The organism is Nocardia concava NBRC 100430 (assembly GCF_000308815.1).
GTDB lineage: Bacteria > Actinomycetota > Actinomycetes > Mycobacteriales > Mycobacteriaceae > Nocardia > Nocardia concava.
Map to the genome: position 1 here is coordinate 23,629 of NZ_BAFX01000094.1, position 22,253 is coordinate 45,881.

Annotated in this window: 22 protein-coding genes; 9 read left to right on the plus strand and 13 right to left on the minus strand. The window is 67.8% G+C overall.

The window, feature by feature from the left end; translation table 11 throughout:
- The first annotated feature begins 21 nt into the window (after positions 1 to 21).
- On the plus strand, positions 22 to 486 hold the full coding sequence (locus tag ON43_RS21360; RefSeq protein ID WP_040810133.1) for a GNAT family N-acetyltransferase: 465 nt from the start codon (positions 22 to 24) through the stop codon (positions 484 to 486).
- On the opposite strand, the gene ON43_RS21365 is transcribed toward ON43_RS21360, so the two are convergent.
- A complete protein-coding gene (locus ON43_RS21365) occupies positions 472 to 1,104 on the minus strand; it encodes a Pr6Pr family membrane protein (protein WP_051178874.1) in 633 nt (210 codons plus the stop codon). The genes ON43_RS21360 and ON43_RS21365 overlap by 15 nt on opposite strands.
- A gap of 161 nt (positions 1,105 to 1,265) precedes the next feature.
- Between ON43_RS21365 and hrpA the strand changes: the two genes are divergently transcribed.
- The gene (gene hrpA, locus ON43_RS21370; protein ID WP_063712589.1) at positions 1,266 to 5,438 is read left to right on the plus strand and encodes an ATP-dependent RNA helicase HrpA; all 4,173 of its coding nucleotides are present in this window, start codon (positions 1,266 to 1,268) and stop codon (positions 5,436 to 5,438) included.
- 109 nt (positions 5,439 to 5,547) lie between these two features.
- On the opposite strand, the gene nrdR is transcribed toward hrpA, so the two are convergent.
- From nrdR to ON43_RS21385, 3 genes are all read right to left on the minus strand, one after another.
- On the minus strand, positions 5,548 to 6,024 hold the full coding sequence (nrdR, locus tag ON43_RS21375) for a transcriptional regulator NrdR (RefSeq protein WP_040810135.1): 477 nt from the start codon (positions 6,022 to 6,024) through the stop codon (positions 5,548 to 5,550).
- Between the two features lie 103 nt (positions 6,025 to 6,127).
- Entirely contained in the window at positions 6,128 to 7,351 is a 1,224-nt protein-coding gene (locus ON43_RS21380; protein ID WP_040810137.1) for a hypothetical protein, read from the minus strand.
- Between the two features lie 154 nt (positions 7,352 to 7,505).
- Positions 7,506 to 7,910, minus strand: coding sequence for a hypothetical protein (locus tag ON43_RS21385; RefSeq protein ID WP_040810139.1), 405 nt, complete (start codon positions 7,908 to 7,910; stop codon positions 7,506 to 7,508).
- A 370-nt stretch (positions 7,911 to 8,280) separates the two neighbouring features.
- Here ON43_RS21385 and lexA point away from each other — a divergent pair, with 370 nt between their 5' ends.
- Positions 8,281 to 8,943, plus strand: a complete 663-nt coding sequence (gene lexA / locus ON43_RS21390) for a transcriptional repressor LexA (protein WP_051178876.1) — start codon at positions 8,281 to 8,283, stop codon at positions 8,941 to 8,943.
- Between the two features lie 98 nt (positions 8,944 to 9,041).
- On the opposite strand, the gene ON43_RS21395 is transcribed toward lexA, so the two are convergent.
- The 5 genes from ON43_RS21395 to ON43_RS21415 all read right to left on the minus strand — a co-directional run bounded on the left by ON43_RS21395 (position 9,042) and on the right by ON43_RS21415 (position 13,645).
- On the minus strand, positions 9,042 to 9,506 hold the full coding sequence (locus ON43_RS21395) for a DUF2231 domain-containing protein (protein ID WP_040810141.1): 465 nt from the start codon (positions 9,504 to 9,506) through the stop codon (positions 9,042 to 9,044).
- 106 nt (positions 9,507 to 9,612) lie between these two features.
- Positions 9,613 to 10,395, minus strand: a complete 783-nt coding sequence (locus ON43_RS21400) for a hypothetical protein (protein WP_157514130.1) — start codon at positions 10,393 to 10,395, stop codon at positions 9,613 to 9,615.
- A 162-nt stretch (positions 10,396 to 10,557) separates the two neighbouring features.
- Complete coding sequence (locus tag ON43_RS21405; RefSeq protein ID WP_157514131.1) at positions 10,558 to 12,216, minus strand: alpha/beta hydrolase; 1,659 nt, start codon at positions 12,214 to 12,216, stop codon at positions 10,558 to 10,560.
- 45 nt (positions 12,217 to 12,261) lie between these two features.
- Complete coding sequence (locus ON43_RS21410) at positions 12,262 to 12,570, minus strand: hypothetical protein (protein WP_040810145.1); 309 nt, start codon at positions 12,568 to 12,570, stop codon at positions 12,262 to 12,264.
- Between the two features lie 109 nt (positions 12,571 to 12,679).
- Complete coding sequence (locus ON43_RS21415; RefSeq protein WP_281033327.1) at positions 12,680 to 13,645, minus strand: acyl-ACP desaturase; 966 nt, start codon at positions 13,643 to 13,645, stop codon at positions 12,680 to 12,682.
- Between the two features lie 213 nt (positions 13,646 to 13,858).
- On the opposite strand from ON43_RS21415, the gene ON43_RS21420 reads away from it, so the two are divergent.
- Complete coding sequence (locus tag ON43_RS21420) at positions 13,859 to 14,884, plus strand: lysylphosphatidylglycerol synthase transmembrane domain-containing protein (RefSeq protein WP_040810147.1); 1,026 nt, start codon at positions 13,859 to 13,861, stop codon at positions 14,882 to 14,884.
- A gap of 16 nt (positions 14,885 to 14,900) precedes the next feature.
- Here the strand turns inward: ON43_RS21420 and ON43_RS21425 are convergent, their stop codons facing one another.
- A complete protein-coding gene (locus tag ON43_RS21425; RefSeq protein ID WP_040810149.1) occupies positions 14,901 to 15,158 on the minus strand; it encodes a hypothetical protein in 258 nt (85 codons plus the stop codon).
- Between the two features lie 168 nt (positions 15,159 to 15,326).
- Between ON43_RS21425 and ON43_RS21430 the strand changes: the two genes are divergently transcribed.
- Positions 15,327 to 15,602: a YggT family protein gene (locus ON43_RS21430; protein ID WP_040810151.1), complete on the plus strand. Its 276-nt coding sequence runs from the start codon at positions 15,327 to 15,329 to the stop codon at positions 15,600 to 15,602.
- Here ON43_RS21430 and ON43_RS21435 read toward each other — a convergent pair.
- A complete protein-coding gene (locus ON43_RS21435) occupies positions 15,504 to 16,802 on the minus strand; it encodes an MFS transporter (protein WP_083913593.1) in 1,299 nt (432 codons plus the stop codon). The two genes, ON43_RS21430 and ON43_RS21435, sit on opposite strands and share 99 nt — an antisense overlap.
- A gap of 155 nt (positions 16,803 to 16,957) precedes the next feature.
- Between ON43_RS21435 and ON43_RS21440 the strand changes: the two genes are divergently transcribed.
- A complete protein-coding gene (locus ON43_RS21440; protein WP_040810153.1) occupies positions 16,958 to 17,473 on the plus strand; it encodes a mycothiol transferase in 516 nt (171 codons plus the stop codon).
- Here ON43_RS21440 and ON43_RS21445 read toward each other — a convergent pair.
- The gene (locus ON43_RS21445; protein ID WP_051178853.1) at positions 17,470 to 18,420 is read right to left on the minus strand and encodes an oxidoreductase; all 951 of its coding nucleotides are present in this window, start codon (positions 18,418 to 18,420) and stop codon (positions 17,470 to 17,472) included. The two genes, ON43_RS21440 and ON43_RS21445, sit on opposite strands and share 4 nt — an antisense overlap.
- 47 nt (positions 18,421 to 18,467) lie before the next feature.
- Here ON43_RS21445 and ON43_RS21450 point away from each other — a divergent pair, with 47 nt between their 5' ends.
- The gene (locus ON43_RS21450) at positions 18,468 to 19,061 is read left to right on the plus strand and encodes an SRPBCC family protein (RefSeq protein WP_040810155.1); all 594 of its coding nucleotides are present in this window, start codon (positions 18,468 to 18,470) and stop codon (positions 19,059 to 19,061) included.
- Positions 19,062 to 19,165: 104 nt separating this feature from the next.
- Positions 19,166 to 20,416, plus strand: coding sequence for a KasA/KasB family beta-ketoacyl-ACP synthase (locus tag ON43_RS21455; RefSeq protein ID WP_040810234.1), 1,251 nt, complete (start codon positions 19,166 to 19,168; stop codon positions 20,414 to 20,416).
- Here ON43_RS21455 and ON43_RS21460 read toward each other — a convergent pair.
- Positions 20,410 to 21,114, minus strand: a complete 705-nt coding sequence (locus ON43_RS21460) for an SDR family NAD(P)-dependent oxidoreductase (protein WP_051178857.1) — start codon at positions 21,112 to 21,114, stop codon at positions 20,410 to 20,412. The two genes, ON43_RS21455 and ON43_RS21460, sit on opposite strands and share 7 nt — an antisense overlap.
- A 110-nt stretch (positions 21,115 to 21,224) precedes the next feature.
- Here ON43_RS21460 and ON43_RS21465 point away from each other — a divergent pair, with 110 nt between their 5' ends.
- The gene (locus ON43_RS21465) at positions 21,225 to 22,220 is read left to right on the plus strand and encodes an SDR family NAD(P)-dependent oxidoreductase (protein WP_051178859.1); all 996 of its coding nucleotides are present in this window, start codon (positions 21,225 to 21,227) and stop codon (positions 22,218 to 22,220) included.
- The last annotated feature ends 33 nt before the right edge of the window (positions 22,221 to 22,253 follow it).

Below are 22,253 nucleotides of genomic sequence, written 5' to 3' on the forward strand. Positions count from 1 at the left end.
GTCAGTCGATAGCGTGGCCCCATGCGCATCGTGATCGACGATCTCACCGGACCCGAGGTGATCGGGCTGCTCGAGGACCACGTGAGGGAGATGCTCGCCAACTCGCCCGAGGAGAGCATGCACGCACTGGACGTCGAGGCGCTGCGCAAGCCCGAACTCACCTTCTGGTCGGCGTGGGAGGACGGGGAGCTGGCCGGGTGCGGAGCGCTCAAGGAGCTGGATCCGACCCACGGCGAGATCAAGTCGATGCGGACCACCGCGGCGTTCCGGGGGCGCGGGGTGGCGTCACAGGTGTTGCGGCACATCATCGATGCGGGCCGGGCGCGCGGGTACGCGCGGCTGAGCCTGGAGACCGGGGCGGCGGAGTTCTATCTGCCCGCGGTGCGGTTGTACGAGCGCTACGGATTCGAATTCTGCGGGCCGTTCGCCGACTACGTTCCGGATCCGCACAGCGTGTTCATGACGCTGGAGCTAGCTCGCGACTGACCGGCGTTCGCGCCAACGGCTCGCCAGCTCTCCCAGCGAGATGATCGCGACCGCCAGGATCACGAAGGCGATGACCAGGACGACCAGCCCGATCGCCATCGACCCGTAGCCCTGCGACCGCGGATCGATGAACGGGTACGGATACCAGTCGACGATCGGGCCGCGAATCAAGGTGTAGACGCCGTAGACGATCGGGTACGCGAGCAGCGCCCCGATGAGCCGGGCGCTGATCCCTAGCGCGGCGGGCACCAGCAGCCAGTCGACGAACGCGACCAGCGGCGCCACCCGGTGCAGGGTGTCATTGGTCCACGGATACGCGATGCCGACGGCGATGTTCTGCAGCAGCAGCGCGTAGACGACGCCGGTGATGACGATGTACAGGGTGGCCGCGCAGCGGATCAGCTGCCAGCGCCGCCCCTGCGGATCGAACAGCGCGACACCGAGCCAGACCGCGATGATGATCACGTTGGATTGGATCGTGAAGTAGCTGAAGAAGTTTGCGATGGTCCCACCGGCGGTCAGATGGGTGGCGGTCCAGACCGCCGCCGCGATATCCAGCGCCGCCACCGCCAGCAGCACCAACCGACCCCACAGCGGATGCACCGCAACGTCGTTCATTCCCCGATATTCGCACGCCGGAGCCCGGAAATGCGGACGATACGCCGAATCGAGCATCCTTCGGGCAATCACGGATTCGGCCCGCGCGCAAGCCCGGATCGCGATCACCCGACACCGCGCCGACCGGCCCGGATCAACCTTTCGCTATCGTTGACGGTGCAATGACCAGGACCGCCGCCACCTCTCGCGAGCTTCGTTCCCGCCTGGCCGATCTCTCGATCCGCGACGAGTACCGATTGCGTCGCCGGCTCGACAAGGCCCGCGGCGGCGATCTCACCGAACTCGAAGCCGATATCGACGCCGCCCAGCGCCGGGTGGATGCCCGCCGGGCCGCCGTCCCCGCCATCGCGTATCCGGAACAGCTACCGGTGTCCGCGCGCCGCGACGATATCGCCAAGGCCATCGCCGAAAACCAGGTCGTGATCGTGGCCGGTGAGACCGGCTCCGGCAAGACGACCCAGATCCCGAAGATCTGCCTGGAACTCGGGCGCGGGATTCGCGGCACCATCGGCCACACCCAGCCGCGGCGACTGGCCGCGCGCACGGTAGCCGAGCGCATAGCCGAGGAGCTGGGCACCGAACTCGGTGACGTGGTCGGCTATACGGTCCGGTTCACCGATCAGGCGTCGGATCGCACGCTGGTCAAGCTCATGACCGACGGCATCCTGCTGGCCGAGATCCAGCGCGACCGGCTGCTGCGGCGCTACGACACGATCATCATCGACGAGGCGCACGAACGCAGTCTCAATATCGACTTCCTGCTGGGGTATCTGAAGCAGCTGCTGCCGAAGCGGCCGGATCTGAAGATCATCATCACCTCGGCGACCATCGATCCGGAACTGTTCGCCCGCCACTTTGCGAAGCAAACAGACGACCCCAGCAGTGACGAGAAGGGCACGCCCGCACCGATTGTCGAGGTGTCGGGGCGGTCCTATCCGGTGGAGATCCGTTATCGGCCGCTGTCGCTGGAACTTCCGGTCACCTCCGAGGATCCCGACGACGAGGACACCCAGATCGTCGATCGCGATCCCACCGACGCCATCGGCGACGCGGTCCGCGAGCTACAGGCCGAGGGCGACGGCGACATCCTGGTCTTCCTCTCCGGTGAACGCGAGATCCGCGACACCGCCGACTCACTGCGCGATATGCGACTGCGGCACACCGAGATCCTGCCGCTCTACGCGCGGCTGTCGGCGGCCGAACAGCACAAGGTGTTCGAGGCGCACACCGGGCGGCGCGTGGTGCTGGCCACCAACGTGGCCGAGACCTCGCTGACCGTGCCGGGCATCCGGTACGTGATCGATCCGGGCACGGCACGCATTTCGCGGTACTCCATGCGCACCAAGGTGCAGCGGCTGCCCATCGAATCGATCTCGCAGGCCTCGGCGCGGCAGCGGTCCGGCCGCTGCGGCCGTGTCGCGGACGGCATCGCCATCCGGCTGTACTCCGAGGACGACTTCGAATCCCGGCCGCAGTTCACCGAACCGGAAATCCTGCGCACCAACCTGGCCGCCGTCATTCTCCAGATGACCGCGCTGGGCCTGGGTGACATCGAGAGCTTCCCGTTCGTCGAGGCGCCCGACAGCCGGGCCATTCGCGACGGCATCGCGCTGCTCGAGGAACTCGGCGCGCTCGGCCGCGCCGAAGCCGAATCCAGCAAGCGCCAGGACATTCCGGACGCGAGCCTGATCCTGACCCCCATCGGCCGCGAAATGGCGCAGATCCCCGTCGATCCCCGCATGGCCCGCATGCTCGTCGAGGCCAACCGCGGCGGCTGCCTCGCCGAGGTACTCATCATCGTCGCGGCCCTGTCCATCCAGGACGTCCGCGAACGCCCCGTCGAGCACCAGCAGGCCGCCGACACCAAACACGCCCGCTTCACCGTCGAGGGCTCCGACTTCCTGTCCTACCTGCGCCTCTGGGACTACCTGCGAGAACAGCGCAACGCCCTGTCCTCCAACCAGTTCCGCCGCATGTGCCGCGACGAATTCCTGCACTACCTCCGCATCCGCGAATGGCAGGACCTGCACGGCCAGCTCCGCACCATCACCCGCGGCCTCGGCTGGAACACCGAAGGCTCCGACGCCCAATTCGACCGCACGGCAGCGGTTTCCGGCGACGGCGAGGGCACCTCACGCAACCGGCGCGGCCGGAATCAGGGCCGCGGGAACGGATCCCAAGGTAGGCGCGGCGGTGCTGCCGGCGGTGGACGGGCCGAGCTGGCGGAGAGCCTCGCCTCCAAGGTCGACAATGATTCGCTGCCCTGGGATATGACGTCGATTCATCAGGCGTTGCTGGCGGGCATGTTGTCGCATATCGGCGTGCGGGAGGCCGAGACTCGGGAATTCCTGGGTGCGCGGAACGCCAAGTTCATGATCTTCCCCGGATCGTCGCTGGCGAAGAAGCCGCCGCGGTGGGTGATGGCGGCCGAACTGGTCGAGACCTCGCGGTTGTGGGGGCGGACCGCGGCGCGGATCGAGCCGGAGTGGGCCGAGCGGTTGGCTGGGGATTTGGTGAAACGCACGTATTCCGAGCCGCATTGGTCGGCCAAGCGGGGGGCGGCGGCCGCCTACGAGCGGGTGACGCTGTACGGGATTCCGCTGGTGACGCAGCGGCGGGTGGACTTCGGGCGGATCGATCCGGAGCTGTCCCGCGAGCTGTTCATCCGGCATGCGCTGGTGCAGGGCGAGTGGCAGACCAAGCATCAGTTCTTCGAGCGGAACCGCGAATTGCTGGAGGACGTCGCCGATCTCGAGCATCGGGCGCGGCGCCGGGACATCCTGGTCGACGATCAGGTGCTCTTCGACTTCTACGATCAGCGAATTCCGGGCGACATCGTCTCGGTGCGGCACTTCGACAGCTGGTGGCGCAAGGCGCAGCGCCAGGACCCCACCCTGCTGGACTTCACCGCCTCCACCGTGGTGAACGAGGATGCGGCGGTACTGGATCCGACCGCCTACCCCGACAGCTGGCGGCAGGGCGAGCTGACCTTCCCGCTCACCTATCAATTCGAGCCGGGACAGGCCGATGACGGTGTGACCGTGCACATTCCGATCGCCCAGCTGGCGCACGTACGCTCGGTCGGCTTCGACTGGCTGGTCCCCGGCATGCGCGAGGAACTGGCCGCGGCCTTCATCAAGACCCTGCCGAAACAGTTGCGCCGCACCGTCGTTCCCGCCCCGGACTTCGCCAAGGCCGCGCTCGACAGCCTCACCCCGCGCGCCGAGCCGCTGCGCACCGGCCTGGCCCGCGAGCTGTCCCGGCTCGGCTCGGTGACCATCACCGCCGCGCACCTGGATCCGGCGGGCCTACCCGACCACCTGCGCATGACCTTCGCCGCCACCGACCCGTCGGGCACGATCGTCGCGCGCAGCAAGAGCCTGGCCGAGCTGAAAACCAAACTGGCCGAACAGGTCTCGAAATCGGTGGCGCGCGCCAACAATGCCGCCGAACGGGCCCCGGCCACGGTGTGGACCTCCGAATCGCTGGGCAACCTCCCGACCGCGGTGAAGCGCCAGGTCGGCGGTCAGACCATTACCGGCTACCCGGCCCTGGTCGCCGAGCCCGAGGGCGTGGCGGTCCGGGTCCTGAGCTCCCCCGCCGAGCAGGCCACCGCCATGCGCACCGGCACCCGCGCCCTGCTGCTGGGCGCGATCACCACCAACACCCGCGCCGTCACCGCGGGCCTGCCGCCCACCGATCGCCTTGCGCTGAGCCAAAATCCGTACGGCAGCCTGGACGCGCTGGTCGAGGACTGCCGCGCCTGCGCCGCCGACGAACTCATCGCCGCCAACGGCGGCCCGGTCCGCAGCCCCGAGCAGTTCCAGGCGCTGGTGGAGAAGGTCCGGCCCCAATTCACCACGGCCGTGGCGAATATCGTCCGCTCGGTGGTCCCGGTCCTCGCCGAGGCCCACCGGCTACGCGCCGCGCTCGCCGAATCCCGCGACCGCGACGCCACCGACGATGTCACCCACCAACTCGACGACCTGGTCTTCCCCGGCTTCATCGCCGAATGGGGCAGTGCCCGGCTCCGGGAACTCCCCCGCTACCTGGCCGCCGCCCGCCTGCGCCTCGAGGCCCTGCCCGCCTCCGCCAATCGCGACCGCGCAGGCATGGCCGAACTCGACCGCGTGCACGCGGCCTACGACCACCTGGTCGCCAACCTCCCCGAATCCCGCCGGGGCGGCCGCGACATCATCGAAATCTGGTGTATGATCGAGGAACTCCGGGTGAGCCTCTTCGCCCAGCAGCTGGGCACGCCATATCCGGTCTCGGCCAAGCGAATCGAGAAGGCCATCGACGCCGCCCGCCGCCCGCCTCAGCAGAAGCGCTGATGTATCAACCCCCGTCATCCCGGCATGCTTTTGGCCGGGATCCACAGCAGCCGTGGTGGATTCCGGCCAAAAGCGCGCCGGAATGACGGGGAGAGTCGGACCGACCGGGTTATTCGACGGTCGCGCCGACCGCGGTCTCCTCGCGGTGCTTGCGTAGGTCGGCGATCTCGCGTTCGAAATCCTCGGCGGAACTGAAGGATCGGTACACCGAGGCGAAGCGCAGGTAGGCGACCTCGTCGAGATCGCGCAGCGGGCCGAGGATGGCCAGGCCGACCTCGTGACTAGGCACCTCGGGGGAACCCTTGGCGCGCACGGCATCCTCCACCTGCTGGGCGAGCAGGTTGAGCGCGTCGGAGTCGACCTCGCGGCCCTGGCAGGCGCGGCTCACACCGCGAATGACCTTTTCGCGGCTGAACGGTTCGGTGACGCCGCTGCGCTTCACCACCGACAGAATCGCGGTTTCGACTGTGGTGAACCGGCGCCCACACTCCGGACAGGCACGCCGCCTCCTGATGGCGGTGCCTTCCTCGGCTTCACGTGAGTCGACCACCCTCGAATCGGGATGGCGACAATACGGGCAATGCATCCGGGATCCTTCGTCGATGCCTCGTTGGCTAAAACCTCGAGCAATCTCGAGGATACCGTGACGGCCGAGGTCCGCGGTGTCCGCCCGGGTCACGCGGCCGGAATCAGGTGGTCAACTGCCATTGCGAGGTCATATCGGCCAGCAGGTCCGGCAGCCGCTGGATCAGCCGCCCGTTGCTCAGCATGGTCGAGAACGGCACCGCCAGAACCGGTCTCGCGACGGCCGGATTCGCGCACAGTTCCAGATAGCGCGGCAGCAGGTCGTGGGTGATGTAGTTCCACCGCGTGTCGCGGTCGGCCCAGTTGAAGTCGGGCAGCGGCGCGCGCAGCGACATGGTGCCCGCGGTCACGGTGACGGGCGCGAAGACGCCGGGCGCCCGCACGCCGGGCACGGCCGCCTTGCCGCCGAGGGTGCTCACATAGGTCATGACCCGGCCCATGGCCCCGCGGCCGTGCGAGGTGTCATCCCACTGGTCGGCGATGATCTGGTTCTGCTCGCGGTCGGTCATGCGCAGCGCGGCGTCGGCGAGACCCTCCGGCGTGCCCCCGGCGATCTCCCTCCAGGCGGTGATGGCGTTCTCGTCGAGCACACCGGCCCGGTACATCTCCTCGACCCCGGCCAGGCCCTCGGCCGCATAGGCCTCGTGCATGGGGACCTGGTCGATGAAGATGTGCTTCTGCATGATCATCAGCCGGGTCTGGTACCAGGCCAGATCCTCGGCGGTGAGCCGCGCGCCCTCGGCGCCCAGGGTCCGGATATCGGCGGGCAGGATGTCCAGCAGCTGCTGCGGGGTGCCGCGCAGCAGATCCGCGACCGTATCGCCGACCTGATGCAGCCCCGGCACGCCGAGGATCGACGCGACATCGCCCATATCGAAGAAGCCCGAGGCGAACGATCCACCGGCCAGCCCGGCCAGACCCGTCCACCAGTAGTCGGTGTGAGCGTTGTTGAGCCGCAAGTAGTTCACGTAGACCTGGGTGAAGGTGCGGGTATTGGCCGCCACGCCGAGCGCGGGATCCCAGGTGGCCAGGTCGATATCGGCATTGCGGGTCGCGACCGCCAGCCAGTACTGGTGCAGCAGTGTCGCGTAGTGCTGCGGCGCGACGCCCGCGGCCCGCGCCTGATCCAAAGCTCCGCGCAGCGCGTCCGGGTCCAAGGGCAGCGCCGGGTTCAAGCCGCCGCCGGCCCCGCCGTCGCCATTGACCGACGGTAGATCCAGGTATGCGGCATAGGTGGATTCGGCGTGTGCGGCCGGTACCGTCACGAGCCCGATCATCAGGCAGGTGAGGACCCCGGCCAACCGGGTCAGCCCTCGTACTCTCGGCATTACGCCCCCTGTTGCGTTTGTAGCCTCGGTCACAGTCAGGGGGACGGTAGCAACACGTTTCAGTTTTCAATCTGCATTTTCGGCCAGCTTGTGGCCGTCGATCACGATTCCGGAGGGCGGCTACGTCACGGCAATCGGTCGAGCACCGCTGCCGCTATCGCGCGGGGGCGGGCGCCATCTGCACGGCGGGCGGGGTGGTCTGCGAATCGAAGTCGCCGGAACGCAATTGGGCCAGGCCGATGAGCCCGGCCACGGCGAGCGCGCTCACGAGCGCGGTGATGGCGAGGGCGGCGAAACCGGTCTGCGCGCGCTGCACGCGCACGAGCGGATGGATGCCCCGGGCGCGTCCGGCCGCGTGTCGCACGACGACATGATCGCGTCGAACACGGACCCGGGCGGCGGGCCGCACCTGCGGACGGCAGGGGCGACGGTCCGCGCCGGGCATCGCCACGACGTCGGCCATGCGGGCCGGTGACCGATCGGAACGCAGCTCCCACGGGATGCTGTCGAATCCCAGATCGCTTCCAAGAGTGTCGATTTCGCTGACCACGGTGCGCATCGAAGCAACCTCCAAAGTAGGGCGGACCGGATAATGCTGGACAACTGACTCGATCATGTGTTCGAAGAACTGATGTTCGAATTTCTACCACGGCCCACCGACAATGTCGACGATTTCCACGACATGCGTCGAACAGATGTTTGATCACTCGCGTCACACGGTCTACAGTCGAGTCACGAGTTCCCCGGACGCACGCGAGGGCCCCTCCGCACAGGAGACGGACCGCGCCCGGGAACGAATTCCGGTGAGCGACAGCAGTGAACGGAGGACGGCGGCGGTGAGCGAACACGGCGGCGCGGAAGGTGATAACGGACCTCTTGGTCTCCAAGGAGACGGCTCGTCCGCCGAGCAATCCGGCTCCGGCGCGGATCTGACCGTGCGCCAGCGCAAGGTGCTGGAGGTCATCCGCACCTCGGTGCACGACCGCGGCTATCCGCCCAGCATCCGCGAGATCGGTGATGCCGTCGGCCTCACCTCGACTTCCTCGGTGGCGCACCAGCTCCGGGCGCTCGAGCGCAAGGGCTATCTACGCCGCGACCCGAATCGCCCACGCGCCGTGGACGTCCGGGGCCTGGACGAGACGGCCATGCGCGCCGCGGCCGGCGCGCCGCAGCTACGCGCGATCAACGGTGATGCCGAATCCTCGGACGAGCACCCGATCCCGACCTACGTCCCGGTCCTGGGCCGGATCGCCGCCGGTGGCCCGATCCTGGCCGAGCAGGCGGTGGAGGATGTCTTCCCGCTGCCGCGCGAACTGGTCGGCGAGGGTTCGCTGTTCCTGCTCAAGGTCGTCGGTCAGTCGATGATCGACGCGGCCATCTGCGACGGCGACTGGGTGGTCGTGCGTCAGCAGAACGTGGCCGACAACGGGGACATCGTGGCCGCCATGATCGACGGCGAGGCCACCGTGAAAACGTTCAAGCGCACCGGTTCCCAGGTGTGGCTGATGCCGCACAACCCCCTGTTCGAGCCGATTCCGGGCAATGACGCCCAGATCCTCGGCAAGGTCGTCACGGTCATCCGCAAGATCTGACCGTGCCGCACTGTCGTGACCCGGTGACCGCCCCGCAGACCGGCCGCCGGGTCACGACAGTCGCCCCGTCATAGTTTTTCGGTTATCGGATTTTTCGGTTACTGGCCGACCACGCCATTCCACACGGCGTGCGCCCCCGAATCCCCGACCCGATAGGTCTGCCACGCGGCCGCACCGCCCGCCGCGATCGCCACCACCGCGAGCACGGCCACCACCGCCCGCCCGGCCGGCTTACCGCGCCCCTGCCGCACATGCGCGAGCACCAGCAGCGCGGCCGAGATCGCCAACGGCACAACGAAGTACAGCATCTGCCGCCCGAGCCGCGCGTGCTCGTCGAGCACCGGCGGCATTCCCAGCTTCTGCTGGAACCACTCCCCCGCCTCCACGGTCACCGGCGTCAGCGCGGTCACCACCACCGCCAGCGCGGCCGTCGGCCAGATCAGCCGGGCGCGGGCCGCGGGCCAGAGCGCGCACAGGATCACCAGCCCCGCCGTCAGCGGCACCAGCACGACGACCAGATGCACCAGCAGGACATGGGCGGGCAGCCCATTGATTGTCGACATATATCGGCTCTTTCGAACTCGGCGAAAAGCCCGGCGTATCAGTACAACGTAGGCCGAACCTCACCGGTTCAGCCCTGCGCCAAGTCGACTCGGCGAGTTCGGCGGATCAGTCGGCGTCGGCGGGCACCACGATGCGGGTGAGCAACTGAGTCGGGGCCTCGTCGATGTGCTCGACGGCCGGTGCGATCGGCTCGGCTGGCTCGGCAGTCGCCTCGGGCGTGGCCTCCGGGCCGGAAGCCGCGGGCTCGACCGGCTCGGCCGGCGCTGCCGCGGGCTCCTGGCCTGGATCCGCCGCCAGCGCGGCGACGTCCGAGGCCAGGGTGGCCAGGCGGCGGGCTCGCAGGTCATCGCTCAGCACCGCGGTCGTCGACTCGGCCGGGGCGTGGACGATGCGGCGGGTGGGGGTCTCCTCCACCGGCGTGGCCTCGGCCGCGCTCGGCAATCCCGAGCCCGCGGCGAAGCCCAGCACCTCGTACTGGGTGCCGATGGTCATGACGGCCGAATTCTTGTCGTGCGCAATGTATCCCTGGTTGGTGCCCATCACGCGGCGCAGGGACTCGAGCCAGCGGTGGTCCAGCACGCGGCAGTCGGCCCAGGGGAAGTACTCGAGGCCGGTGCGGAGGTAGAAGCGGTCACCGATGCGGGCGCCCCGCAACAGTTCCAGCAACCACGCGTCGATCAGATTCGGCTGGGCATTGCGATAGATGCGCGTGCGCGGCGCGACCGACCCGTTGGCGAATTCTCCGAAGGAGTTCAGCAACTCACCCGGAAACTCTTCTATCTTCCCAAAACCGACGACATCCAAACCGAGAAGTTGCTCCGGAAGTTGGGCGGCAATCCTGCGCTCGTCATGCAGTTTGAACTTCCTATTGATGTTCTCAGTGCGCATTTATCTCCGACTTCCCGTCCAAGCTTCACGGAACCCTAGCATGAACCCAACCGTTTCAAACCAGTTTGGTCGGCCGCCCAGACTACCGGTTCGGTAACGCCCGCTACGAACCCGCAACCAGGGGTTACGGCTATCACGGCGCAACGAAGGGCCCGCCGCGAGTCAGCCCGGCCGATGGCCCGTGATGATTTCCCCCTGCGTCGTGAGCCCTGGATTGCCAGGGTCCCAATAGTTTCCGTGCGCGAGGACATCAAGGGGTAAGGCGCGCAACACCGGAAGGTCGATAGTGGCCCCGGAAGATCTGAAAACTGTTGCGCGAAATTCGCGATCCACCGGATCGACCCCGTGCAGAAACTGCCCGAACCTCGGCACCGGATCGGCGGGGTCGGCGGTGGCAAACACATGCGCACCGTTGCGGCCCGCAGGAATACCCGCCAGCCGCAATTCTGAAACGTCATCGACCTCCACGCCGGGGCTGCCGACGAACACCACGGCATCGGCGTCCAGAGAGTTAGCTCCGGACGCGGCGGCACCGATCACGGTGCTGCCGTAGCTGTGTCCGAGGACGGTGTTGTGCGAGGCGATCCCGGCGTGGGTGGCGCGCAATCCGTCCTCGAACCCGTCCAAGGCGGCCGCGCCCGCCCGTGCCCGTCCGTCTCCCATCGCCGCGGCCAGATCCGGCGGTGCGTCGTACCCGTACCAGGTGATGACCGAGGTCCGGGCCGACGGATCCGCGTGCTGGGCCGCACCCAGCAGCGCTCGCGACCGGTCAACCCCCACCCCGATCGCCGTGAGCGGCGAGCCGGCGCCCGGCACGAAGGTCGCGACATTGGCGGCGGTGTCCGGATTGTTCAGCGCGATCACACCGTGTCCCCGGGCATCCACCGACAACAGCAACCGCTGATCGCCGTGCCCACCGAGTTGCTCGGCCAGCGCCGCGTACCCGGCCAGCCGTGTTTCGGCCTCGGTCTGCGCGGTTTCCCACTGCCGCAGCGCGATCCAGCCCGCGTCGGTGGTCGGCAGGTTCTCGCGCCGTGTCCAATCGGGATGCTGTTCGGCCAGCCGCCGGATCTCGGCCGATGCCTCGTCGCGCAGCCGGGTCAGGGCAAGCCGGTTGTAGTGGTCCCGGGCGAGCACGGGCAATCCGTCCCGAGTGCCGATCAGCGGGTCATAGGCGAACAGCGCGTCCTGATCGGCGGCGGGCAGCGAGTTCCACAGTGCGTTCAGCTCCTTCGGAGCATCGGGCAGGATCGCCGTGCCCTCGAGGATTCCGGCGACCCGCGGGCTCGGCCCGAGCGGCGCGAGGGTGAGCGCCGCGACGGCCGCCGCGAGCCGGGACCCGGCGCGCTCATCGGTGTCCCCCGCGGCGTCGAGCAATGGCACCAGCCGCGCCTGCAGCTCCCGGGCCTTGGCGTCGACAGCCGCCTGAAAGACCAAGTCCAGCGGCGCGTTTCCGGTGTCGAAGCGTGGCGCGGTGACGGTCCCGTCCTCGGCGATCCGGTACCCGTTGGCATATCCCTCGTCCCAGATCTGCCGGACCAGCTCGCACACCCGGTCCAGTGCACCCGCCTCCGCGAGTGCTTCGGCGATATCGAGCAGCGCCGCGCCGAGGTGGTTGGCGGCCAGCTGGGATTCCAGCATGCGCAGTGTCGCGGCCGTTCCCGCGGCGCCCTGCCAGCCGGCGACGGCCGCCTCGACCAATCGGCCGACGCGGGTCATCGCCCCGGAGAACTCCGAATCCGCCTCGAGCGCGGCCGCCCCGGCCGCCGTCGCCGCTTCCGGCCGCCAGGCCAGCACCTGCGACACCCTTGCCCGCCCCACACGCCCTCCCCCATCGGCCGGTACCGCTCCGAGCAATCCCGAAACTCAGGAGGGGGCGTGTAGGAAACTGTCGAGCTGGGCCTTCAGCGTCTGTTCGGTGTCCTCGTAAGTGGCGTGGGCCTGATCGGTCGCCTCGGCGAGGACGTGCAGCTGGTCCGCCATCTCACCCAGCGTGGCCGTCAGCGGTTCGCCCACGGTCTCAGCGGCCGCTCCGATGGCCGAATTGGGCATGGACCGGGCGACTTTCGCGATCTGGTCCACCGGGTCGATGACCGCGATCGCATCGGCCTCGTTCCGGATGCCCGCCGCCATGATTCGAAGCGCCACGATGTCGGCGCGCAGCATGTCCGCCATGCTTCCCCCTTCGTTGTGACCACACCCTAGCGGGGGCGGTACGACCAGGTGGGATGAGAAGTTCAGAATGTGGACAGCGCAGTGCCTGTTCACATCCTGGGTCGCCTGTTCACTTCTTCTCGCGGCGGGCGGCCTCCCGGGCCAGTGCCCGATCGCGATGCTCCTCGAACCGGACGACGTCCTTGCCGAGCTTGTCGAGGAAGGTGGCCAGCCGGTCGCGCGTGCGCTCACCGCGCCCGGTGAAGTCGTTGCGCTCGAAGATGTTCCATCTCCGCAGCACCGGCATGATGACCTCGTCGAGGTGCTGGCGCAGATCGTAGATGCCGTGCTTGGCGATGAGCACGCTGTTGCGCCGGAAGTCGGGCATGCCCGCGCCGGGCATGCGGAAGTTCTCGATGACCGCCGCGATGGCGTCGAGCGCGTCGTCGGGAACCAAGTCGAGGGCCGCGCCGCAGATATTGCGGTAGAAGACCATGTGCAGGTTCTCGTCGGCCGCGATGCGGGCGAGCATGCGGTCGGCGATCGGATCCTGGCAGGCCTTCCCGGTATTGCGGTGCGAGACCCGGGTGGCCAGTTCCTGGAAGGTCACGTATGCGACGCCGTGCAGCACCGCGTGATCGCCGGTGCCGGTGGGATCGTCGACCCCCTGCCCCATGACCGTCATGCGCGCCTGTTCCAGCGCGACCGGGTCGACGCCGCGGGTGACCACCAGGTAATCGCGCAGCACGATGCCGTGCCGGTTCTCCTCGGCGGTCCAGCGGTCCACCCAGGTCCGCCAGACGCCGTCGCGGGAGAAGGAGTCGGAGATGAGCCGGTGGTAGGAGGGCAGATTGTCCTCGGTGAGCAGGTTGGTGACCATGGCCGCGCGGGCCACCTCGCCGAGCCGGGATTGTTCGGGTTCCCAATCGATTCCGCCCATGGCCGCGAAATTGCGGCCCTCGTCCCAGGGCACGTAGTCGTGGGGATGCCAGTCCTTGGCCATCGATAGATGGCGGTTCAGATTCGACTCCGCCACCGGTTCGAGTTCGGCCAGCAGTGCGCGTGCGGGAATGGTTCGAGCTCGTGCGGAAATGATCTCAGCCACGTCGTATCCCTGCTCATGACGACTAGTCTCGTTTCGCGAGCCTACTCGGATATTCGCCGAATCGCCTTGGCGCTCTTGAAAGACGACCGTTCTGCAATGACGCCGGTCATTCGCCAGCGAGCTGGGTGGCGGGCACGTTAATGTGGGTCAGCGCGTGCGCGATTCACCGGGGAAACAACGTCTGCGATACCTGAGGAGGGGCAGATGGCGGCCGTTCCCGCAGCTGCGAGAAAGGCACTACCCACCGTCGGCTTCACCATTCTGGTAGCGGCCGCGGCGGTTTGGCAGCGGGATGCGGTGCTCACCGGAGTCCACGCATTGCTGGGGGCGGATCCGCGCTGGCTGCTCGTCGCCGGGCTCGCGACGCTGGCCCTGTGGCCCACCTCGGTTTTCATGCTGCACGGTTCGATTCCGGCGCGCACCGACGCCCGGCAGTTGTTCGCCCTGCAGCTCGCGGTGCCGGCCATCGGACTGGTGCCCGCCGCGTCGCTGCTGCTGCGGCTGCGGTTCCTGCGCAAGACGGGGCTCAGCCATACCGGCGCGATGGCGTCGATGGCGCTGATGGGATTCGCCGCGTTGATGGTGCGGGTGCCGCTGGTGGTGATCGCCGCGCTGGCCGCGCCGGGCCTGATGAGCCGCAATGGCGAGCCGCCGCCCTGGCACGATCTGGGCGCGCGGACCGGCGCACTGTGGGACCACTACATCGGCGAGAATCTCTGGCGCACAGCGGCAATCATGATCATCGGGCTGGCTGTGGTCGCCGCGCTCGCACTGGCCCTGCATCGCCGGGTGCGCACGCACGGCGGCTGGCGTCAGCTGCCCTCGCGCATGCGTCACGCCCGCTCGGATGCCGGGATGGCCTGGAAATCGGTGGCGGCCACCGCGATCCTGCCCCGCCGCGCGGCCGCCCTCTGGATCTGCGCGCTGCTGCAGCCGCTGCTCATGGTGGTGGCGCTGTGGGCGGTACTGCACGCGGTCGGCGCGAACCTGAGCCTGCCCGATACCTTCGTCGTCGAATTGGTGACCGTGGCGCTGGCGCCGCTGCTGCCCTCACCGAACGGGGTGGCCACCAAGGAGATCACCATTGCCGCGGGGCTGACCGCGGTCGCGGGGCTGACCGTCGGGGTGGCGGTCGGTGCGGCCCTGGGGTTCCGGCTCCTCACCTTCTGGTGCCAGATCCCCCTGGGCCTCGCGTCCTTCGCCTATCTGAACCACCGCCGCGCCATCTGACCGCGCGGCGGCCGCACTACTTGTTCAGCTTGCAATCGATGGTCGCGTACTTCGCGACACCGCCCCAGGTGGTCTGCGCGACGCCCATCGCCTGACGCTTGCTCCACTTGGCCTCGACGGCGGGCAGCGTCGGGAGCTTCTCCCCCGCCCAGGTCTCGGCATTGCAGGTGTAGGTCGGGACCCCGGCCTGCGCGGGCGCGGCGTCGACGACGGCCGAGACCGGCGCCAGTGCGAACACGGCTACCGGCAGACCGATCCAATACTTCTTGCTCACGGCGACTCCTTGTGCGATCTCGGGTGAGCTGGCGAACAGCAGCCCAGATTCTCGCACGGCTTCGGCGAGCCCGCGCCGCGAACGCCGCGATCATGGCCGAGGATGAGGGCACTTTCGGCGCTCCCGGAGCGTTGATCACATAAGGCGACCATCACGAAGGAGTGCGCCATGTCGTTCATCGGGAGCCTGCTCGGGCTGGTCCTGACCCTGTTCATGCTGCTGCTCATCGCACGCCTGATCCTGGATTGGATCGTCACACTCAGCGACAATCCGCAGGGCATCCGCAAGCCGCGCGAAATCGTCTACAAGCTGACCGAGCCGGTCATCGCCCCGGTCCGCAAGTTCCTACACCCGATCCGCCTCGGCGGGATCCAGATCGATCTGGCGTTCACGGTGGTGTTCATCGTGGTGCTGATCCTGCGGGCGGTCGCGTTCAGCCTCTGAGAAGACGGGCCGCAGGAGAAAGGCCGCCGCGAGAATCAAGACGCCCGCCAGCGCGATGGCCGAGCGCGGACTGGTGATCGCGGCGAGCAGCCCCCACAGCGCGGTCATCGCGGCCGTGGTGGCATTGCCGGTGATCGACCAGGCGGACAGGACCCGGGCGGTGCGGTCGGCCGGAGTCCGGGTCAGGCGGAAGGTGGCGTAGATCGGGTTGAAGACACCGCAGCAGGTGATGAGACCGAATTCCACGACGATCACCAGCAGCAGACCGGCCGGGCCGGTGCCGATGAACGCCAGTGCGAAAGACCAGCAGGACCGCAGGATTCCGCTGACGACGAGGATCCGGCCCTGACCGAACCGGTCCGCGAGCGGTCTGGCGATCCGGGATCCGAGCAATCCGCCCAGGCACGGCAGCCCGAACGCGAGACCGTATTGCCAAGGGGCGAACCCGAGTTCGCGCAGCATGATGACGGCCAGCAGCGGCGCGGTCGCCATGATCAGCGAATTCACCAGCACGGTATTGAGGAACAGGGGCCGCAGCATGCGGTGGGCGAGGATGTAGCGCCAACCCTCGATCAAATCCCCCTTGCGGAAACCCTGCGACGAATCACCTTCGGGCCGTGCCTCTCCCCCGCCGATCGCGCGAATCCCCAAGGCCGACAACAGAAAACTGACCGCATTCGCCGCCACCGTCACCACCGGCCCGAAGATCCCGATCGCCGCGCCCCCGAGCGGCGGCCCCAGTACCGACGCCGTCCACATGGTCGATTCGAACCGGCCGTTCGCGACCAGCAGATCCTCCTTGGCCACCAGTGTTTTCAGATACGCCCCGGAGGCCGACCGGAACGCGATATCGGCCGCCGCCACGATCACCGACACCACCAGCAGCTGCGCGAAACTCAACACCCCGAGCACATAGGCCAGCGGCACGCTGAGCACCACCGCGAAGCGGACCACATCGGTGGCGATCAATACCGGCCGCTTCCTGCGGAATTCGACCCACGGCCCCAGCGGCACCGCGACCAGCGCACCCACCGCCAACCCGGCCGCCGCCAGCAGCGATACCTCACCCGGACCCACGTGCAGGACAAGCACCGCGATCAAGGGAAAAGCATCGAACGCGAGCCACGATCCCGCGATGCTCACCGCGTACGCCGCCCACAACCACGCGAATCCGCGCCCCAGCGACCGCCCGCCCGCCATACCCGCCACCTCATCCTCCACCGATCTCGACCGCGAGATCGAAACAGAAGCGCCGAGGCAGGATCAAACAACTACTCGCTCGGCGAGCCACAACCCGCGGTTGTCCGCCGGGCCATTGCGGAATATCTGTCGGACCCGGGTGCTTGGATGGGGGCATGACGAGCGCTGACTTGCTGGTGGACGCCTTCGGACGAATCAAGGAAAACGTGCACGGCGCGGTAGCCGACCTGACCCAGGAGGAACTGGGCACGCAACTCGAACCCGGCGCCAACTCCATCGCCTGGCTGATCTGGCATCTGACCCGAGTCCAGGACGATCACATCGCCGACGTCGCCGACCTCCCCCAGGTCTGGACCGCCGCGGGCTGGTCCAAACGCTTCGACCTCCCCTTCGACGACTCCGCCACCGGCTACGCCCAAACCGCCGCGGATGTCGCCGCCCTCGCCTCCGTCCCCGCCGACCTGCTACTCGGTTACTTCGACGCCGTGCAGGCTCAATCCCTCGCCTACGTCTCCGCCCTCACCGATGCCGACCTCCCCCGCATCGTCGACACCCGCTGGGATCCCCCGGTAACCCTCGGCGTCCGCCTGATCAGCGTCATCGACGACGACATCCAGCACTCCGGCCAAGCCGCCTACATCCGAGGAATCCTGTTGCGCCGCCGGGCCTAGTGCCACTCGTAGGTGATTCCGGTGAGCTTCTCACTGAGCTGCCAGAGGCGGCGGGCCTCGAATCGGCTGTAGGCGATGGGATTTCGAAGAGTCCGCCGGGGGTAACCGAAGGCTTCGAAAGCCGGGCCGATATACGAATTTCCAGCGAGATTCGGCATTGTCGCGCCGTATAGCTGCGGCAGCGCGCCCAGAGAATCGGACTGGGCAAAGGAGAATAGCAACCGCTGCTGCATCGCCGCGAGGCGGCCGCCCAGGCCAGATTCCGGGTCGGAGTCGTAGAGGTTGGTGGCTGACAAGCCGGGGTGGGCGGCTACGGCGGTGAGTTGGGTGCCCGCCGATTCAGCCCGGCGTTGGAGTTCGGCGGTGAAAAGCAGGTTGGCGAGTTTGGATTGGCTGTAGGCGAGCCAACGGATATAGACGACACGCCAATTCGGGTCGAACCAGTTGATCAGGCCGCCCCACGCCGCGATCGAGGAGACCGTGACCACGCGGGGGTTCGGGGCGCGGAGCAAGCCCGGTAGCAGCAGGCCGGTCAAGGCGTAGTGCCCCAGATGGTTGGTGCCGAATTGCGCGTCGAAGCCGTCGGCGGTGCGTTCGTGCCGGGGTAACGCCATCACGCCCGCGTTGTTGACCAGGATGTCGATAGGCGTCTCGCGCACGTCGAGGTGGTCGGCGGCGCGGCGGACGGAGGTCAGATCGGCCAGATCCAGCGGCAGCACTTCGGGTTTCGGACCGCTGGCCGCATCGCTGACCTGCTGTAGCGCGGCGGCGGCCTTGATTTCGTTGCGGCAGGCCAGCAGCACGTGGGCGCCCTTGGCGGCCAGCGCTTCCGCGGTGCGCAGGCCCAGACCGCTATTGGCCCCGGTCACCACGGCGGTCTTGCCGGTCTGATCCGGGATGTCCGCGGTGGTCCAGCGGCGGGCGAACAGTTCTCTGGCACAAACCATGACGCGACCCTATTCTGTCTGGGACAATTTCGGAAGGGAACCGCTCAATGAACACCACCGTCATCGCCATCATCGCCATACTGCTCGTCCTCGGAGCACTCGGCGCGGGCATCGCTGTGTTCCTTCTACGCGGCTGGGCCACAGGGGTACTGGCCGGCGGCGGCTTCTCGGTCCGCCCGCTGACCGCCGAACAGATCGACCCCTTTCTCACCGACGCCGCCTTCACCGTCACCGTCCGCCGCGAATTCCCCTTCCCGCCGCACAAGGTCTGGGATGCGCTGCAACTCAATGGCACCTTCTCCTGGATTCCCTTGGTCAACGGCATCCACTATCGCGGCGACTATCGCCGCGAGGGCGCATCCCGCAGCTTCGACGGATTGCTGTTCGCCTGTGAGGAAAAGGTGGTCACCATGGCACAACACACGCGACTGTCGGTTACAGGAACACGAATCTCGATTCCCTTCGCCATAGACGCTTTCGCACAGGACTACCGGCTCGCCGAAACCGCGGGCGGCACCATGCTGACCTGGACAATCGCCTTCCGGCCGCGGCTGCTGACCTTCCTCCCGCTGCGCTGGGCCGCCCCGTTCGTGAAACCTTTCCTCTCGCTGGGAATCCGCGGATTGGCAGCACGCATCTGAGTGTCGTCCTGCTTCGACAGGATTTCCGGGCTAGCCTCGCAGGCGCTCGTGAATTCTCTGCAGGACATGCCAATTGGTCGAAAAGGATACGAAAAGTGAATAGCCTGGCAGACTTCTCCACTCGCAACGGCGGATTCCGCAATGTCGTGGTTACCGCGGTCGAGATGACCACCTCGATCGCACCCGATACGGAGGGCACCTGGCAGGGACTGCTGTCCGGGGCCAGCGGCATCGCCACCCTCACCGATCCGGAAATCACCGAGCTGAACCTGCCCGTCACCATCGGCGGCAAACTCGCGGCGGACCCGACCGACGAGCTGGATCGAATCAAGAAGCGCCGCATGTGTTACGTGCAGCAGATGTCGTATGTGATGGGAAAGCGCCTGTGGGCCACCGCCGGTAGCCCCGAGGTCGACAAGGACCGCCTGGGCGTGTGCATCGGCACCGGCCTCGGCGGCGCGGACACCATCGTCGACGCCAATGACGCCATGCGCGATCACGGCTACCGCAAGGTGTCGCCGTTCGCGGTGCCCATGTCCATGCCCAATGGCGTCTCCGGCGTGGTCGGCCTGGAGATCGGGGCGCGCGCCAGCCTGGTCACGCCGGTGTCGGCGTGCGCGTCGGGCAATGAGGCGCTGGTGCACGCGTGGCGCTCCATCGTGCTCGGCGAGGCCGACATGATCGTGGCGGGCGGCGTCGAGGGATACATCAATCCCGTTGCGATCGCCGGTTTCTCGATGGCGCGCGCCTTGAGCACCCGTCTCGACGAGCCCGAACGCGCCTCGCGCCCCTTCGACCGGGATCGCGACGGTTTCGTCTTCGGCGAGGCCGCGGCGCTGCTGCTGGTCGAGGCCGAGGACCACGCCCTGGCGCGCGGGGCCAAGCCGCTGGCGCGACTACTCGGTGCGGGCCTGACCGCCGACGGCTACCACATGGTCGCCCCCGATCCGGAGGGTCTGGGCTGCGCCCGCGCCATGCGCCGCGCGCTCGAGTCCGCCGGTGTGAGCGCCGCGGAGGTCGATCACGTCAATGCCCACGCCACCGGCACCAGCATCGGAGATCTGGCCGAGGCCAAGGGCATTGCCGCCGCCGTCGGCACCCACCCGTCGGTGTACGCGCCGAAATCCGCGCTGGGCCATTCGGTGGGCGCGGTCGGCGCGCTCGAGGCGATCATCTCCGTGCTCACCCTGCGCGATCAGGTGATCCCCCCGACCCTGAATCTCGAAAACCAGGACCCCGAGGTCGATCTCGACGTGGTGCACACCAAACCCCGCCACACCGATGTCGAATTCGCGCTGAACAACTCCTTCGGCTTCGGCGGCCACAACGCGGCGGTGCTGTTCGGGCGCTACTGACGGCCGTCCAGCTTGGCGGTCAGATAGTCGTCGATACGGGTCAGGACGCGAGTGCGCAGGCCGGTCAGCCTGTCCGGCTCGAGCACTCGCGCCGCCGCCCGAATGATCGCGCGTGCGGCCTGCTCGTCGGAATCAGGCCCCGGGCATACCGCGGTCACTCGTACCCCCGTCCCCGCGAACTCCAATCGCAAGCCCTCGGTGAGCATCTGCGCCGCCGCCTTGCTGGCGCAATACGCCGTGCTCAGCGGAACCGGCGTGAACGCCGCCACCGAGGTGACATTGATGATGCGCCCGCCGCGCCCGGAGTCGATCATCTGCCGCCCGAAATGCGTGCAGCCGTGGACCAATCCCCACACGTTCACGTCCATCAGCCGCTCCCAATCCTCGAGCGAATGCTCGAGAAACGGTCCGGCCGTGGCGTATCGGGCAGTGTTGACCAGCACGTTCGGTGTCCCGAACTCGGCGCGCACATCCTCGGCGAAGCTCTCCATCGCCACCGCGTCGGCCACATCCACCGCGAACGGCGCGGCCTCGCCGCCGAATTCCTCGATGCTCTCCACGGTTTGGACCGCCCGGTCCTTGTCCAGATCCGCGACGACGACCACGGCCCGCTCGCGCGCGAAGCGCCGGGCCACCGCGCGGCCGATGCCGCCGCCGGCACCGGTAACGACGACAACCTCGTTTACGAAGCCTGTCATGAGGTTCCTCTGTTTCCGCTGCTGCGGCGCTGCGTTCGTGAAATGAACATCCAAGTGGCGTCTACTGTCCCAGACAGTATATACTCTTCCTTCTCCACCGGAGGAGCAGAATGCAGCGCCTGATACGAAAACCCTTCCGCCCCGATATCGCGGTGGTGACCGGGGCGGGCAGCGGCATCGGCCGGGGCACCGCCAAGGCGCTCGCGGCCCGCGGCGCCGAGGTCGTGGTCGCCGACATCAACTTCGCGACCGCGAAAGACACGGTGTCCCTGATCCGTTCGGCGGGCGGCTCGGCCTACCCCTATGCCCTTGATGTCGGCGATCCCCTGGCGCTGGAGACCTTCGCCGACTATGTGGCCTCCCAGCACGGCGTCCCCGATGTGGTGGTCAACAATGCCGGAATCGTCGTCGGCGGCCCGTTCTTCGATATCCGGCCCGCCGACCTGCATCGCATCGCCGATGTGAACCTCACCGCCATCGTGCACGGCTGCAGGCTGTTCGGCGCGCAGATGGCCGCCCGCGGCCGCGGCGGGCACCTGGTCAACATCTCCTCCATCGCCGCCTTCACCCCGATGCGCCTGGGCACGCCGTACGCCTTCACCGCGGCGGGCGTCAAGCATTTCAGCGAAACCCTGCGCGCCGAACTGGCTTCCGAACGCATCGGCGTGACCGTCGTCTGCCCCGGCCTGATAGCCACCAATCTGGCCGCCACCGCCACCCTGGCCACCCTGAGCACCGAGCAGGTCGCCATCACCCGGCAGATCGTGGTGAAGGGCATGACACTGCTGGGTATGCACCCGGACAAGGCGGGACGCAGGATCGTGGAAGCGGTCGAACGCAATCGCACGATCCTGCCGCTGCGCCTGGAATCGTGGCTGGCCTACCGCCTGACCCGTGCCTTCCCCCGCACCAGCCACACCCTCATGCGGGTGGTCAGCGGACCCGAGGTAGAGCGGGTCGTCCGGTTCGTCATCGACCACCCCGGTTTCCTCGGCGTGGCCCGGGAAGCGGCCGAGATAATGCCCCAACGTCACGGTCTCCAAACGTATTGGGAGCCGCCGGAATACGATGACCCTCCAGCACCACCGATTCCACTGAGGAGATAACCGCGATGAGCGATCAGCCACCAGCCGAACCAC

Coding starts and splice junctions, on each gene's coding strand:
- hrpA (WP_063712589.1), top strand. CDS start 1,266: ATGACCAGGACCGCCGCCACCTCTCGCGAGCTTCGTTCCCGCCTGGCC.
- ON43_RS21410 (WP_040810145.1), bottom strand. CDS start 12,570: ATGGCGGACATGCTGCGCGCCGACATCGTGGCGCTTCGAATCATGGCG.
- ON43_RS21380 (WP_040810137.1), bottom strand. CDS start 7,351: ATGCCGAGAGTACGAGGGCTGACCCGGTTGGCCGGGGTCCTCACCTGC.
- ON43_RS21395 (WP_040810141.1), bottom strand. CDS start 9,506: ATGTCGACAATCAATGGGCTGCCCGCCCATGTCCTGCTGGTGCATCTG.
- ON43_RS21385 (WP_040810139.1), bottom strand. CDS start 7,910: ATGCGCACCGTGGTCAGCGAAATCGACACTCTTGGAAGCGATCTGGGA.
- ON43_RS21400 (WP_157514130.1), bottom strand. CDS start 10,395: ATGCGCACTGAGAACATCAATAGGAAGTTCAAACTGCATGACGAGCGC.
- ON43_RS21450 (WP_040810155.1), top strand. CDS start 18,468: ATGAACACCACCGTCATCGCCATCATCGCCATACTGCTCGTCCTCGGA.
- ON43_RS21430 (WP_040810151.1), top strand. CDS start 15,327: ATGTCGTTCATCGGGAGCCTGCTCGGGCTGGTCCTGACCCTGTTCATG.
- ON43_RS21465 (WP_051178859.1), top strand. CDS start 21,225: ATGCAGCGCCTGATACGAAAACCCTTCCGCCCCGATATCGCGGTGGTG.
- ON43_RS21460 (WP_051178857.1), bottom strand. CDS start 21,114: ATGACAGGCTTCGTAAACGAGGTTGTCGTCGTTACCGGTGCCGGCGGC.
- ON43_RS21440 (WP_040810153.1), top strand. CDS start 16,958: ATGACGAGCGCTGACTTGCTGGTGGACGCCTTCGGACGAATCAAGGAA.
- ON43_RS21360 (WP_040810133.1), top strand. CDS start 22: ATGCGCATCGTGATCGACGATCTCACCGGACCCGAGGTGATCGGGCTG.
- ON43_RS21420 (WP_040810147.1), top strand. CDS start 13,859: ATGGCGGCCGTTCCCGCAGCTGCGAGAAAGGCACTACCCACCGTCGGC.
- ON43_RS21435 (WP_083913593.1), bottom strand. CDS start 16,802: ATGGCGGGCGGGCGGTCGCTGGGGCGCGGATTCGCGTGGTTGTGGGCG.
- ON43_RS21445 (WP_051178853.1), bottom strand. CDS start 18,420: ATGGTTTGTGCCAGAGAACTGTTCGCCCGCCGCTGGACCACCGCGGAC.
- nrdR (WP_040810135.1), bottom strand. CDS start 6,024: ATGCATTGCCCGTATTGTCGCCATCCCGATTCGAGGGTGGTCGACTCA.
- ON43_RS21365 (WP_051178874.1), bottom strand. CDS start 1,104: ATGAACGACGTTGCGGTGCATCCGCTGTGGGGTCGGTTGGTGCTGCTG.